11 protein-coding genes and 1 tRNA gene are annotated in these 13,109 nt (G+C 70.5%); 4 read left to right on the top strand and 8 right to left on the bottom strand.

The genetic code is table 11. The features are described from left to right. Window positions 1-51 precede the first annotated feature (51 nt). The 5 genes from AC068Z_RS11065 to AC068Z_RS11045 all read right to left on the bottom strand — a co-directional run bounded on the left by AC068Z_RS11065 (window position 52) and on the right by AC068Z_RS11045 (window position 6,072). A complete protein-coding gene (locus AC068Z_RS11065) occupies window positions 52-1,524 on the bottom strand; it encodes a peptidoglycan D,D-transpeptidase FtsI family protein (protein ID WP_478554337.1) in 1,473 nt (490 codons plus the stop codon). Continuing rightward, on the bottom strand, window positions 1,521-2,969 hold the full coding sequence (locus tag AC068Z_RS11060; RefSeq protein ID WP_478554336.1) for an FtsW/RodA/SpoVE family cell cycle protein: 1,449 nt from the start codon (window positions 2,967-2,969) through the stop codon (window positions 1,521-1,523). The genes AC068Z_RS11065 and AC068Z_RS11060 overlap by 4 nt, the downstream gene beginning before the upstream one ends. Window positions 2,970-2,996: 27 nt before the next feature. Further along, complete coding sequence (locus AC068Z_RS11055; RefSeq protein WP_478554540.1) at window positions 2,997-4,583, bottom strand: Stp1/IreP family PP2C-type Ser/Thr phosphatase; 1,587 nt, start codon at window positions 4,581-4,583, stop codon at window positions 2,997-2,999. Between the two features lie 96 nt (window positions 4,584-4,679). Continuing rightward, window positions 4,680-5,198: an FHA domain-containing protein FhaB/FipA gene (locus tag AC068Z_RS11050; RefSeq protein WP_478554335.1), complete on the bottom strand. Its 519-nt coding sequence runs from the start codon at window positions 5,196-5,198 to the stop codon at window positions 4,680-4,682. A gap of 10 nt (window positions 5,199-5,208) precedes the next feature. Beyond that, a complete protein-coding gene (locus tag AC068Z_RS11045; RefSeq protein WP_478554334.1) occupies window positions 5,209-6,072 on the bottom strand; it encodes an FhaA domain-containing protein in 864 nt (287 codons plus the stop codon). Window positions 6,073-6,489: 417 nt separating this feature from the next. Here AC068Z_RS11045 and AC068Z_RS11040 point away from each other — a divergent pair. After that, a tRNA-Leu gene (locus AC068Z_RS11040) sits at window positions 6,490-6,573 on the top strand. Between the two features lie 124 nt (window positions 6,574-6,697). Here the strand turns inward: AC068Z_RS11040 and AC068Z_RS11035 are convergent. Together AC068Z_RS11035 and AC068Z_RS11030 are read right to left on the bottom strand one after the other, a co-directional pair. After that, the gene (locus AC068Z_RS11035) at window positions 6,698-7,918 is read right to left on the bottom strand and encodes a beta-ketoacyl-[acyl-carrier-protein] synthase family protein (protein ID WP_478554333.1); all 1,221 of its coding nucleotides are present in this window, start codon (window positions 7,916-7,918) and stop codon (window positions 6,698-6,700) included. 309 nt (window positions 7,919-8,227) lie between these two features. Continuing rightward, window positions 8,228-9,214 (bottom strand): NAD-dependent epimerase/dehydratase family protein, encoded by a 987-nt coding sequence (locus AC068Z_RS11030; RefSeq protein WP_478554332.1) that lies wholly within the window; start codon window positions 9,212-9,214, stop codon window positions 8,228-8,230. Window positions 9,215-9,372: 158 nt separating this feature from the next. On the opposite strand from AC068Z_RS11030, the gene AC068Z_RS11025 reads away from it, so the two are divergent. Further along, window positions 9,373-10,137, top strand: coding sequence for an SDR family NAD(P)-dependent oxidoreductase (locus tag AC068Z_RS11025; RefSeq protein ID WP_478554331.1), 765 nt, complete (start codon window positions 9,373-9,375; stop codon window positions 10,135-10,137). A 547-nt stretch (window positions 10,138-10,684) separates the two neighbouring features. On the opposite strand, the gene AC068Z_RS11020 is transcribed toward AC068Z_RS11025, so the two are convergent. Then, entirely contained in the window at window positions 10,685-11,680 is a 996-nt protein-coding gene (locus AC068Z_RS11020) for a ScbA/BarX family gamma-butyrolactone biosynthesis protein (protein ID WP_478554330.1), read from the bottom strand. A gap of 159 nt (window positions 11,681-11,839) precedes the next feature. Here AC068Z_RS11020 and AC068Z_RS11015 point away from each other — a divergent pair, with 159 nt between their 5' ends. Together AC068Z_RS11015 and AC068Z_RS11010 are read left to right on the top strand one after the other, a co-directional pair. Continuing rightward, window positions 11,840-12,505 (top strand): ScbR family autoregulator-binding transcription factor, encoded by a 666-nt coding sequence (locus AC068Z_RS11015; RefSeq protein WP_478554329.1) that lies wholly within the window; start codon window positions 11,840-11,842, stop codon window positions 12,503-12,505. A gap of 49 nt (window positions 12,506-12,554) precedes the next feature. Further along, a complete protein-coding gene (locus AC068Z_RS11010) occupies window positions 12,555-12,896 on the top strand; it encodes a LysR family transcriptional regulator (RefSeq protein WP_478554328.1) in 342 nt (113 codons plus the stop codon). Window positions 12,897-13,109 lie beyond the last annotated feature (213 nt).

The following is a 13,109-nucleotide window of genomic DNA, read 5'->3' as shown; positions in this document are numbered from 1 at the left end:
TACAGGACCGGTATCGCAACGTGCACCGATGTGAAGGCGACGTGAGCGGGGTCACTTCTTGCTGTCGACGACTGCCTTCATCACGTCCCTTGCGATCGGAGCGGCGAGACCGCCACCACTGATGTCGTCGCGGTTGGCCGAGCCGTCCTCGACGACGACGGCCACGGCCACCGGAGAACTTCCGTCGGACAGCTTGGCGTAGGAGATGAACCAGGCGTACGGCTTCTCGCTGTTGTTCAGGCCGTGCTGGGCGGTACCGGTCTTGCCGCCCACCGTCACGCCGTCGATCTTCGCGTTGCCGCCCGTGCCCTGCGGGTCGTTGACGACCGTCTCCATCATTTCCTGGAGCTTCTGCGCGGTTTCCGAGGAGACCGCCTGGGACAGCTCCTCCGGGTCGGTCGTGGCGATCGTGTCGAGGTTCGCGGCCTTGAGCTGGTCGACCATGTACGGCTTCATCAGCTTGCCGTCGTTGGCGACGGCCGAGGCGACCATGGCCATCTGCAGCGGGGTGGCCCGGTTGGAGGCCTGGCCGATGCCGTCCATGGCGTTCTGCGGGGCGTTGTCCTCGGGGTAGATGCTCTCGGCGGCGCGGACGGGGGTGTCCAGCTCGTCGTCGTTGTAGCCGAACTTCTCCGCCTGCTCGATCATCTTCTCGTTGCCGACGTTGTCGGCCATCTTCGCGAAGACGGTGTTGCAGGACACCATGAGCGCGTACTTCAGTGAGGCGTTCTTGCACTCACCGTGCTCGTTGGTGAGATCGGTGGTGGTCCCCGGCAGCTGGTACGGGTCCGGCGTCTTGGTGGCGTCGTCGATCCCGGAGACCTCGCCGTTCTCCAGGGCCGCGGCCGCGGTGACCACCTTGAAGGTGGAGCCCGGCGGGTAGGTCTCGCGCAGCGCCCGGTTCAGCATCGGGTCGTCGGGGTTGTTCGCCTTCTGCACGGCGTTCCACGCCTTGGCGTCGGAGTCCTGCGTCCCGGCGAACTTCGAGGGGTCGTACGACGGCGTGGAGACCAGCGCCAGGATCTTGCCGGTCGCCGGGTCGATCGCGGCGACGGCGCCCTTCTTGTCGCCGAGCCCCTCGTACGCGGCCTTCTGCGCGGCGGCGTTGAGGGTGGTGACGACGCTGCCGCCCTCCTTCGGCTTGCCCGTGAGCATGTCGAGGGTGTTGCGGAAGAAGAGCCGGTCGTCGTTGCCGGTGAGGATGCCGTCCTCGAGCTTCTCCAGCTGGTTGGCGCCGAAGGCCTGCGAGGAGTACCCGGTGACCGGCGCCCACATCGGGCCGTTCGTCCAGGTGCGCTTGTACTTGTAGTCCCCGGACTTGCTCTCGACGCTGCCGGTGATGGCCTTGCCCTCGACGATGATGTTGCCGCGCGGGGTCGAGTAGCGCTCGATGTTGACGCGGCGGTTGTCGTCGTCGTCGGCCAGGTCGTCGGCCTTGACGTACTGCAGGTAGTTGTTGCGGACCAGCAGGGCCAGGATCAGGAGTCCGCAGAAGATCGCGATACGGCGCAGGGGCTTGTTCACGGTCGGACCACCTGGGTCATCTCGGCGTCGGGGTTGGGGGCGGGGGAGGGCGCCGGGCGGCGCGCGGTGTCGCTGATCCGCATCAGGATGCCGATCAGGGCCCAGTTGGCGATCACGGACGAACCGCCGTAGGCCACGAAGGGCAGCGTCATACCGGTCAGCGGGATGAGGCCCATGACACCGCCGGCCACCACGAAGACCTGGAGGGCGAAGGCGCCGGACAGGCCGATCGCGAGCAGCTTGCCGAACGGGTCGCGGGCCGCGAGGGAGGTGCGGATGCCGCGCTCGATGATCAGACCGTAGAGCAGCAGGATGGCCATGACGCCGGCCAGGCCCAGCTCCTCGCCGAAGGTGGCGAGGATGAAGTCGGAGTTGGCGGCGAAGCCGATGAGGTCGGAGTTGCCCTGGCCGAGCCCGGTGCCGAGGGTGCCGCCGGAGCCGAAGGCCCACAGCGCCTGCATGGCCTGCTCGGAGTGGACAATGCCGTCCTGGACGCCCTCCCGGCTGAGCGTGAACTCGCGCATCGGGTCGAGCCAGGCCTGCACACGGGTCTGGATGTGCGGTTCGAAGCTCGCCACGCCGACCGCGCCGACCGCGGACATCAGCAGACCGAAGACGATCCAGCTGGTCCGCTCGGTGGCGACGTACAGCATGATGACGAACATTCCGAAGAACAGCAGCGAGGTACCGAGGTCGGTCTCGAAGACCAGGATGAGGATCGACATCACCCAGACCACGAGGATCGGACCGAGGTCGCGGCCGCGCGGCAGGTACAGGCCCATGAAGCGGCGGCTGGCCAGGGCCAGGGCGTCTCGCTTGACCATGAGATAGCCGGCGAAGAACACCGCCAGGGCGATCTTCGCGAACTCACCGGGCTGCAGCGTGCCGAGGCCGGGGATCTTGATCCAGATCTTGGCGCCGTAGACGTTCGCGCCGAGTCCGGGCACGAGCGGCAGCACCAGCAGCACCAGCGCGCCGGCCATCGAGATGTACGTGTAGCGCTGCAGGACGCGGTGGTCCTTCAGGAAGATCAGCACGGCCACGAGCAGGGCGACGCCCATCGCCGAGTACAGCAGCTGGCGCGGTGCGGCCTCGACGTACTGCTGACTCGCCTGAAGCTTCTTGGACTGGTCCAGTCGCCAGATGGCGACCAGGCCCAGGCCGTTGAGCAGAGTGGCGATCGGCAGCATCAGCGGGTCCGCGTACGGGGCGAACTTCCGTACGGCGAGATGGCCGACGCCGGCCAGCAGGCCGAGGCCCAGGCCGTAGGCCAGCAGGCCGGCCGGCACCTCGTCGTTCAGCGCGAGGCCGACGTTGGCGTAGGCGAAGACCGGGATGACGACCGCGAACACCAGCAGCGCGAGCTCGGTGTTGCGCCGGCTCGGCGCTCCGATGGAGCCGATCGTGGACGTGTGGTGCGTCGACGGGTTGGAAGTACTGCTCATCGTGTGACGGGGCCTCTCACGGCTTGCCTACTGCGTACCGCACTTCGAGACGACCTTCTGCTCTTCCTCCGAGAGTGTGGGGCCGGGAGTGGGCGTGGGTGCGGTCGTGGACGGGGACGGGGAGGTCGACGGGGAACCCGAGGGCTTGTCCGACGGGTTCGGTGTCGGTGTCGCCTTGGACGTGAGGGAGGTACGCGTGGTTCCCGTGGTGCCTCCGGCCTCGCCCTCGCCGGTCTTCGAGTTCTGCTCGCTCGCGGCCGCCTGCCGCTCCGCCTGCTTCTTGCACGCGGAGGCCTGCAGGGCCAGTTCGTCGATCTTCCGCTGGGCGGCCTTCAGGCCCCCCTCGGGGATCGTGGCCTCGACGAGCTCCTGCTGGTACGGCGGGAGGTACTTGAGTTCGATCTCGGGGTGATCCTTCTCCACCTCCGACAGCGAGACCCAGGCCAGGTCCTGGTTGATGCCGCGGTACAGGGCGACGTGCTCGCCGTTGGCGCCGACGTAGTACTGGGTCTGCGTCCACTTCCAGCCGCCGTACAGACCGCCGCCGAGGACGGCCAGCGCGAGCACGGAGTAGAAGGATCTCTTCAGCCACTTGCGGTTCTTGCGCGGCTTCACGAAGTCGTCGTCGGAGTAGTCGCCGAAGCCGGAGGTGTCGATGTAGCCGGTGATGTCGCCACCGGAGCCGGGCGGGCCGAACTCGCCGCCCCCGCCGCCCTGTCCGGGCACCTGGCGGCCGAGCCCCGAGGCGCGGCCCGCGGGGGTCTGCATGATGCCGTTGTCGTGCAGCGGGTGCTGGTTCTCGGCGACCGCGCCGACCACGACGGGCTGGTCGGAGATCTGCCCGGCGAGGGTGTCGCCGGTGTCCAGGTCGAGGACGTCCGCGACGATCACGGTGATGTTGTCGGGGCCGCCGCCGCGCAGCGCGAGCTGGATCAGCTCCTGCACGGTCTCCTGCGGGCCCTGGTAGCTGGCGAGGGTCTCCTCCAGGGTCTGGTGGGACACCACCCCGGAGAGACCGTCGGAGCAGATCAAGTACCGGTCGCCGGCCCGGACTTCGCGGATCGACAGGTCCGGCTCGACATGGTCGCCGCTGCCCAGCGCGCGCATCAGCAGGGAGCGCTGCGGGTGGGTGGTGGCCTCCTCCTCGGTGATCCGGCCCTCGTCGACCAGCCGCTGCACCCAGGTGTGGTCCTGCGTGATCTGGGTGAGCACGCCGTCGCGCAGCAGATAGGCGCGCGAGTCGCCGACGTGCACCAGACCGAGCCGCTGCCCGGTCCACAGCAGGGCGGTGAGCGTGGTTCCCATGCCCTCCAGCTGCGGGTCGTCCTCGACCATCGAGCGCAACTGGTCGTTGGCGCGCTGCACGGCGGTGCCGAGCGAGGTGAGGATGTCGGAGCCGGGGACGTCGTCGTCGAGGGCGACGATCGTGGAGATGGCCTCGGAGGAGGCGACCTCACCGGCCGCGGCGCCGCCCATGCCGTCGGCGATCGCGAGCAGGCGGGGACCGGCGTATCCGGAGTCCTCGTTGCCTTCCCGGATCATGCCTTTGTGCGATCCGGCGGCGAAGCGCAGTGACAGACTCATGCGCACCTCGCCCGTCGGCTCCGGGTACATCCGCACGGTGCCCACCCTCCGGTCGGGAGCGCGCCGGGGCCCGTCGTGGGGGCCGCCACCGCGTGCTCGCTCCGCTCGCGCTCATTCATGATGCAGCTACTTCCGCAGCTCGATGACGGTCTTGCCGATGCGGATCGGCGCGCCCAGCGGGATCGGCGTGGGAGTCGTCAATCGGTTCCGGTCGAGATATGTGCCGTTGGTGGAGCCCAGGTCCTCGACGATCCACTGCCCGTCGCGGTCCGGGTAGATCCTGGCATGCCGGCTCGAGGCGTAGTCGTCGTCCAGCACGATCGTGCTGTCGTGCGCCCGGCCCAGCGTGATGGTCTGGCCCTGCAGCGCGACCGTGGTGCCGGTGAGGGTCCCCTCGGAGACCACGAGCTTGGTGGGGGCGTTACGGCGCTGGCGGCCGCCCCCTGCGGCCTGCTGGCGCTGCTGCGGCGGCGCGGCGGCCTGCCGGGCGGCCGGCTGGGCCCGGCCCGCTTCCCGGCGCGAGCCGCGCTGGGTGACGCGCGTACCGAACAGGTCGCTGCGGATGACCTGCACGGCCACGATCACGAACAGCCACAGGACGGCCAGGAAACCCAGCCGCATGACCGTGAGGGTCAGCTCTGACATTGCCCCCGCTTCACCCTTCGGCTTGCCTATAGATAACGGTGGTGTTGCCCACGACGATCCGCGAGCCGTCGCGGAGCGTAGCGCGGGTGGTGTGCTGCCCGTCCACCACGATGCCGTTGGTGGACCCGAGATCCGCGATCGTCGAGGGCGTTCCGGTCCGGATCTCACAGTGCCGGCGCGAGACGCCGGGGTCGTCGATCCGCACGTCGGCGTCGGTGCTGCGGCCCAGCACCAGCGTCGCGCGGGAGATCTGATGGCGGGTGCCGTTGATCTCGATCCAGTAGCGGGTGCGGCCGCCGGCCGCGGGCGCCGTGGGGCGCTGTCCCGCGGCGGGCTGCGGGTAGCCGTAGCCGCCCGGGCGGGCGCCGCCGGGGGGCGGCGCGCTCGGCATGGGCGGGGCTCCCGCGGGCGCGGGGGGAGCGGCGGCGGGCGGGTAGCCGTAGCCGCCGGGCCGGCCGGCCGGGGCGGGGGGCTGCGGGCCGCCGCTCTGCTGGTCGGTGGAGCCGGCCAGCGTGCGGCTGCGCACGCGGTACAGGCCGGTGTCGAGGTCGTCGGCCTTCTCCAGGTGGACCTTGATGGGGCCCATGAAGCTGTAGCGCTGCTGCTTGGCGTAGTCGCGGACCATGCCGGCGAGCTCGTCGCCGAGCTGCCCGGAGTAGGGGCTCAGACGCTCGAAGTCCGGCGTGCTCAGCTCGACGATGAAGTCATTGGGAACGACCGTGCGGTCGCGGTTCCAGATCGTCGCGTTGTTGTCGCACTCGCGCTGCAGCGCGCCCGCGATCTCCACGGGCTGGACCTCGGACTTGAACACCTTGGCGAAGGTGCCGTTGACCAGACCTTCGAGACGCTGCTCGAACTTCTTCAGGACTCCCATGGGGCACCTCCTCCGTAGCTGCTTCCGTCGTACGCCTCGTACTGCTTACTGATCGTATCCACGCGCCGGTGAATCGGCTGGTTCCCCCTGTCCGGCCCGGCCGACGGGTGTCGACGCTGGACGAAGTTCCCTGTGGAGCGCGCCCTCGAACTCTCCTCGGACGTACTCCTGCCCAGGATCGTAGAGGCGGCCGCAGACCAGTGTCCCGCACCTGACTGTGGACCCGGACCGGCTCCTGGGCAGACGAGCCGGACCGGTACGAGGTTGATACGTGAACAGACACGGCCTGAGACAGGGGCCGTCGTCGGGCTGCTGCCCGGGGAGAAGGGATGTGAACCCACCCTGGCCGGCGTGCTAATGTTCTGGATGTCGGAAGGCGCCGCACCGCAAGGAACGGAGCCCGAGGACACACCCAATGCGCGGGTGGCGGAATAGGCAGACGCGCTGGATTCAGGTTCCAGTGCCCGCAAGGGCGTGGGGGTTCAACTCCCCCCTCGCGCACCGTCGAAAGGGCGGCATCGATCAGATGCCGCCCTTTCTCGTTGTCCCTTGGGACTGTGACGGTTGTCTCGCGCGGACCGGCGGCGGTTCTCACCGTGCCGCCGGCCCGCGTGTGAGGAAGCTCTCAGGCGCGCCTCATGACCAGGCTCACGTTGTGCCCGCCGAAGCCGAAGGAGTTGGCGAGGGCCGCGTCCCAGCTGCCGGTGCGGTTCTCACCGCGGACCACGTCAAGACGGATCTCCGGGTCCTGGCGGTCGAGGTTGCGGACCGCGGGGACCACTCCGTGGTGCAGCGAGAGCAGGGTCGACAGGGCACCGAAGGCCCCGGAGGCGCCGAGCATGTGGCCCGTCATGGACTTGGTGGCGGTGACCGCCGCGCCCTCGCCGACCACCTTCGCCAGCGCCTCGCCCTCCGCGAGGTCACCGCTCGGGGTGGAGGTGGCGTGCGCGTGCACGTGCCCGATGTCCCGGGCCTCCAGGCCGGCGTCCGCCAGCGCCGTCCGCATCGCCTGCACCTGGCCCTCCGCGTCGGAGGAGGTGATGTGGTGCGCGCTGGAGTGCACGGCGGCGCCCGCGACGGCGCCGTAGACCCGGGCGCCGCGGGCGCGGGCGAACTCCGCCCGTTCCAGTACGACCAGGGCGGCGCCCTCGGCGATCACGAAGCCGGAGCGGTCCGCGTCGAAGGGGCGGGACACCGCCGCCGGGTCGCCGCCCTGGACGGACAGCGCCTTCATCTGGCCGAAGGCGGCGGCCATGAACGGGGTCAGGGTGGCCTCGGTGCCGCCCGCGACCACCACGTCGGCGCGGCCCGCCCGGATCAGGTCCAGGCCCAGCGCGATCGACTCCGCTCCGGACGCACAGGCGCTCACGGGGGCGCGGGCGCCGGCCCGGGCGCCGAGCTCCATGGAGACCCAGGCGGCGGGGCCGTTGGGCATCAGCATCGGCACCGCGAAGGGTGACAGGCGACGCATCCCGGAGCCCTCGTAGAGGTTGTACTGGGACAGGGTGGTGAGGACGCCGCCGATGCCGGTGCCGACCACGACGGCCAGCCGCTCCGGCTCGACCTGCGGGGCGCCCGCGTCCTGCCAGGCCTGGCGCGCGGTGACCACGGCCAGCTGCTCGCCGCGGTCCAGCTTGCGGGCCTGCGCCCGGCCGAGCTCTTCGGCCGGGTCGCTCTCCACGGTGCCGGCGATGCGCACCGGGAGGTCAGCGGGCCAGTCGGGCCCGAGATCGCGGATGCCGGAGCGCCCGGCCAGCAGTCCCTCCCAGGACGCGGCGGCGGTCGCGCCCAGCGGTGTCAGCGCACCGACACCCGTCACCAGTACGTCGTCACCGTGCGGCGCCATCTCATGTCTCCTCGGATCCGGCGGGGCCCATCGTCGATACGTCCTGTCACCATCGCCCGGCCGGTGGCCGGGCGGGCCCGCCGGACGCGAACGGGCCAGAGATCCTGCGTGAACGTGGCACGGGGTACCGGCACGTCAACCCGGCGTTCCGGCACCCGCGCCGTCGTGCGCGGATGTGCCACAGGGCGTGCGCGGCCGGGCGAGAAGATCGCGCCCGCGCCCCTTAACTTGAGCACCGGTGCAGCAGGCCCCACCGGGCCGGGGACAGTCCGGTGGGGTTCGCGGCCGGGTGCGCCGGCCGACCGGTCGTCACCTCGTGGGGAACAGCTCGCCGTCCGTACGGCGGGCCAGGAGCGACCGGTACCAGGTGGCACCGACGGCGAAGTCACGGGCGAAGTCGCTCGCGGGCGCCGTCCCGAGCAACTGCCACAGACGGGAGCTGTCGTACCAGTGGTCGACCGCCAGCAACGACAGACGCCGCCGGACCAGACGGTCCCGGTCGGCGCCGGTCAGGGCGGCGGCCCGGGCGTAGGACACCTCTCCCTGGGGCAGCGGGAGCCGCAACTCCCGGCAGACCGTCTCGACCAGGTCCCGCACGGACACCGGCTCCGGCCGGGCGGCGTGCAGGACCGCACCGCGCGGCAGTTCGGGCCGCACGGCCAGCGCGGCCACGGCCCGGGCCAGGTCGTGCACACCGATCACGGACGTACGGGCACGCCCGGCGTCGATCCAACGGGGGAAGGCGGTGAGGAAGTCCACCAGCGCGGGGACCACCCAGACGTCCCCGGGACCGTGGACGAGATGCGGGCGCAGGACGAGACCGCCGGCCGCGAGGACGCGCTGTTCCCCCGCCAGCCTGCTGACGCTCGTCGGCGACGAGGGGCCGAGTTCCGGCTCGCCCTCCTTGGCGCCGGTGTGCGGCTCGTCCCGGTAGACGGCCGTGGTGCCCAGCTGGATGATCCGCTCGACCCCCGCGCGAGCGGCCTCCGCCAGCAGGGCCTCGGTGCCCGAGTCGTTGACGGCCGCGCACTCGGCGGGACTGCCGCCGATCCGTGAGGCCAGGTGGAGCACGGTGTCCACGCCGTCGCAGACCCCGCGCAGGGAGCGGGGGTCGCGGAGTGAACCGCGGCGCACCTCCACCCGGCCCGTGCCGTCGGGAGCGGGCGGGCGGTTGTGGACCAGGAGACGTAGGGAGGGGGCGTCCGCCGGGTCGGTGCCGGTGGAGAGCAGACCGGTCACGTGGGAGCCCACGAACCCGGTCCCGCCGGTGATGAGGATCCGTCGCGTCGGTGCCATGTCTTCTTTCCGATCTCGTCTCGGGAAGTGTGGAACGGAGGGGGGAAGAAAAACGGGGCGTGGGGGGGCGGGTCTCTCGATACAGAGACGATGAAGAATTCGAGCCAGGATCTAGTGCGGCGCGAATCAGGGACTTACATTACGGGTAGCGTGAGGCCATGTGGCACGGCGGACTTCTTCAGGGAAAGCACGCGTTCATCACGGGTGCGAGCAGTGGAATCGGAGCGGCCGCGGCCCGGGTCTTTTGCCGGGAGGGCGCCGCGGTCACATTGGCCGCGCGTCGTGAGGAACGGCTCGCGGCGCTGGTCGACGAGCTGTGTGCCGAGGGCTTCCAGGCGCAGTACGTGGTGGTCGATGTCGCGAGAAACCAGCAGGTGGCGGAGGGGGTGGCGCGGGCGGTGGAGAGATTCGGCAGGCTTGACGTGGCGTTCAACAACGCCGGCGTCGCGGCCGAGGGCACGCCCATGCACATGATGAGCGATGAGGTCTACGACACCGTCATGGACACCAATGTCCGCGGAATGTGGAACTGCCTTCGCCAGGAAGTCGCCGCAATGCTCCAGCGGGGCGGCGCCATTGTGAACACCAGCAGTACGGCCGGTCTTGTGGCGACGCCGGTGGCCGCGCCCTATATCGCTGCCAAGCATGCCGTCATCGGATTGACGAAAGCGGTCGCAGCGGAATATGCGGCGCGTGGAATTCGGGTCAATGCCATTGTTCCCGGGGCGACCCACAGCGAAATGACGGACGCGTGGATGGCCGCTGTTCCCGGAGTGGCGGAGGAACTGGAGCGGGCGGCGCTGCTGCCGCGGATCGCCGTGCCGGAGGAGATCGCCGAGGCGGCGGCCTGGCTGAGCAGCGACCGGGCGTCCTTCGTGGTCGGCGCGACGGTGCCGGTGGACGGCGGCTGGACGGTGCGGTGAGCGGGGTGACGGGGAGAGGGAGCGACGGTGCCTGGTGGGCAGCCGGCGCCGAGGGACCACGGGGGCAGGTCGTGCCGTGCGGGTTCCGTCGGTGCGGGTCATGGGACGGGCTCCTGTGCTGACGGTGGAACGCGGTGCGGGTCCGGCGCGGGCCGGGGGCCCGCCCGCCCGGGCCGCCGCGCACACGGCGGGTCACGGGTCGGGGCGGGTGATCGAAGCAACTGGGGGATCGAGGGTGAGGGTGGTGAGGGTGGATGGGCGGTAGTCGGCGGGATCACGCACGGCGCCACACATGCCGGGGCACGGACGTGCGGATCGGACGGCACGAGCGCGTGGGTGTCGGTGGAGGGTCGTCGCGGCGACGCTGCCGGGACGGGGACCGTACGGCCGGTGAGGGACCGGCGGTGTCGGGGAGGGTCTGCCGACTGTGCGCGCATTAGGGGCGGGCGGTCCGAAGGCGCCGGGAGCGGCGTGGGGCCGCATCGGGGTGCGGCTCCGCCGCGAGGACGCGACCTGCCGCGACGGCGCGTCGGTCGAGGGACGACCCTTAGCGGTCCGCTTCTCGGAACAGGATCTCGAAGACCTGCTCGCCGTTCTGATGTCCCGTCACGGACAGGACGTATCCGTGCCCGGCCTCTTCCTCGAGGTCGGTCCGGACGACGCAGGGGGAGTCGAACTCGACGTAGCGGGAGCACGAGACGACGCACGAGGAGGGCCGGAAGGGGCGCGGTCCGAAGACCACGTGCGCGGCCTGCTGCGCGGCGTCGAGGAGAACCATCGCGGGCATGTGGTCGTTCGGGTGGTCGAACATCAGCTCGTTCGACACATCGGCCCGCAGCAGCCACTCGCCGGGACGCTCCCCGGGGGCCAGGGCCACGTCGGACGCGAGGGCGCGGCCGACCGTGTGCGGGGGCACCGGTGCGGGCAGCGGAGCCGCGAGCGCGGCGGGCCAGGCGGTCTCGGTACGGCCGCGACGCAGCCGGCGGTAGACCTCCGCGGTCATGACGGAGCACTCGCCGCCGCCGGTGCCGATGATCTCGCCGTTCACGCGGAGGACCACACGGGCCTCCAGGGACGAGGGAACGCCGCGGCGGTGCTTGAGGTCGTGGATGGAGACGTCCAGATCGAGGCGGGCGGGCGCGTCGGGCGCGCGCAGCCGGCCGGGGTCCACCCGGTGGTGGGCGGACGAGACGAGGAACTGGTGGCCGAGCGGGACTCCGAGTCCCTCGTGGGCGACCAGGATCACGGCCTGGCGGACGCTCTCGATGACCAGCGAGGGCAGGAAGTCGCCCTGTGCGTCGGTGAATCGGCGGTGATCCGCGGGCCACTGCGTGGAGACGGTGTAGTGAAGGGCGTCGTGCTGGGTGATGCCGGTGGGCAGTACGTCCTTCCGGTGCGTGCGATGTACGAGCCTGGTGTCGATCGACGCCGCGGGCGGCAGGATGACGGGCCTGGCCGGTATGACCGGCCGGACCGGAAACGCGGTCTTCCTTATCCCCCCGTGGCGGCGTCGGCCCCTGTGAATACCAATGTTCGTGGTCATTGCTCTTCCTTCTGGAACGAGAAGGTGCATGACGGGTGACTGGTTCCAACCCCGCCGGTAAGATACGCGCATGCGGGTATGTTTTTCAATGAGAGCGGGTGGTTCCGCATACGAACCCGCTGACAGCCATCATCAACAACGACGACGGAAGGGGGCCCCGTGGCACAGCAGGATCGAGCCATCAGGACACGCCAGGCGATTCTGGAGGCGGCGGGCGAGGTGTTCGCGGAGTGCGGGTACTCCGCCACGAGGATCTCGGACGTTTACCAGCGGTGCGGTGTGACGAAGGGCGCCTTCTACTTCCACTTCACCTCCAAGGCCGAGCTGGCGCAGGCCGTGTTGGACGAGCAAGTGGCGGAGCAGATCAGGTACTTCGCGCCGCCGCAGGAGCCGGGGGCGCCGAAGCTCCAGGAGTGGGTGGACGTGACGCTGCTCGTGGCGCACCGGCTCACCTTCGACCGCATGCTCCAGGGAAGCATCCGCCTCGCGGTCGACCAGGGGCATGACGTGATCGACCGCAAGGTGCCGTACCAGGCCTGGATCGAGGTCAGCTCGAGGCTGCTCGGAGAGGCCCAGGAACGCGGGGAGTTGGTGCCGGGCATCGAGGTGGCGCCGGTGTCGGAGGCGGCGGTGGGCGCGTTCACCGGGGTGCAGCTGCTGTCGGAGGTCATGACGAACCGGGCCGACGTGGAGGAGCGGATCGCGGTGCTCTACGACCTGATGGCCCGTTCGCTGGCCCGGCCCGAGGTGTACGCGCTGCTCGACATCACCGCGGACCGGGGGAAGTTCCTGACGCGTGGGGCGGCGGTCCACAGCTCCGTCTGAGGCAGTTCTGGGGCGGCCCTTCGCAGGCCGCCTTCGAAGGGAGCGGCAAGTGCAGATCCAGCAGCTTCGGGCATTTCGTGAGGTGGCCGCCGAGTTGAGCGTGACGCGGGCGGCGCGGAACCTCAACTACGCGCAGTCCACGGTGACGGCACAGATCCAGAACCTCGAGGAGTCCGTGGGGGCGGCGCTGTTCGACCGGAGCCGGCGGCAGTTGGCGTTGACGGAGGCGGGGGTGCGGCTGCTGCCGTACGTCGAGATCATCATCGAGGCGGCGGAGGCGGGGCGGCGGGCGGCGGTGGAGGGGGGCGAGGTGTGCACGGCGCCGGTGCGGCACCGGGGCCGGGCTCGGCGAGCGGGTGTGCGCGAACCTGCCAGGGGTGGTGCGCGGTAGGGCGAGTTCCGGCTTGCGTGGCGGTGGCCCGGTGCCCGGGAATGTGGGCGCCGGGTCTTTGTCTGCCCGCGTCCCTCTCCCGCGGAATTGGTCATTCCTGGGGTTGTGGTTTTGGTTTTGTTCGCGGAATTCTCGGTTCCGTCAGGTGATCGCCATTTCTGTATGGCCGGAAAAAGTCCTCCCTGGGGGATCTCCCCGGGGTGCTTCGGCGGA

The sequence above is a fragment of the Streptomyces sp. NPDC043726 genome (assembly GCF_056436565.1).
The sequence above is the reverse complement of the archived record's forward strand: the minus strand, read 5'-3'. Positions and strand labels throughout refer to the sequence as shown.

Excerpts from the sequence above, each read along its gene's own strand:
- AC068Z_RS11020 (WP_478554330.1), bottom strand. The coding sequence starts at position 11,680 with ATGACCACGAACATTGGTATTCACAGGGGCCGACGCCGCCACGGGGGG.
- AC068Z_RS11060 (WP_478554336.1), bottom strand. The coding sequence starts at position 2,969 with ATGAGCAGTACTTCCAACCCGTCGACGCACCACACGTCCACGATCGGC.
- AC068Z_RS11025 (WP_478554331.1), top strand. The coding sequence starts at position 9,373 with ATGTGGCACGGCGGACTTCTTCAGGGAAAGCACGCGTTCATCACGGGT.
- AC068Z_RS11050 (WP_478554335.1), bottom strand. The coding sequence starts at position 5,198 with ATGTCAGAGCTGACCCTCACGGTCATGCGGCTGGGTTTCCTGGCCGTC.
- AC068Z_RS11045 (WP_478554334.1), bottom strand. The coding sequence starts at position 6,072 with ATGGGAGTCCTGAAGAAGTTCGAGCAGCGTCTCGAAGGTCTGGTCAAC.
- AC068Z_RS11055 (WP_478554540.1), bottom strand. The coding sequence starts at position 4,583 with ATGTACCCGGAGCCGACGGGCGAGGTGCGCATGAGTCTGTCACTGCGC.
- AC068Z_RS11030 (WP_478554332.1), bottom strand. The coding sequence starts at position 9,214 with ATGGCACCGACGCGACGGATCCTCATCACCGGCGGGACCGGGTTCGTG.
- AC068Z_RS11035 (WP_478554333.1), bottom strand. The coding sequence starts at position 7,918 with ATGGCGCCGCACGGTGACGACGTACTGGTGACGGGTGTCGGTGCGCTG.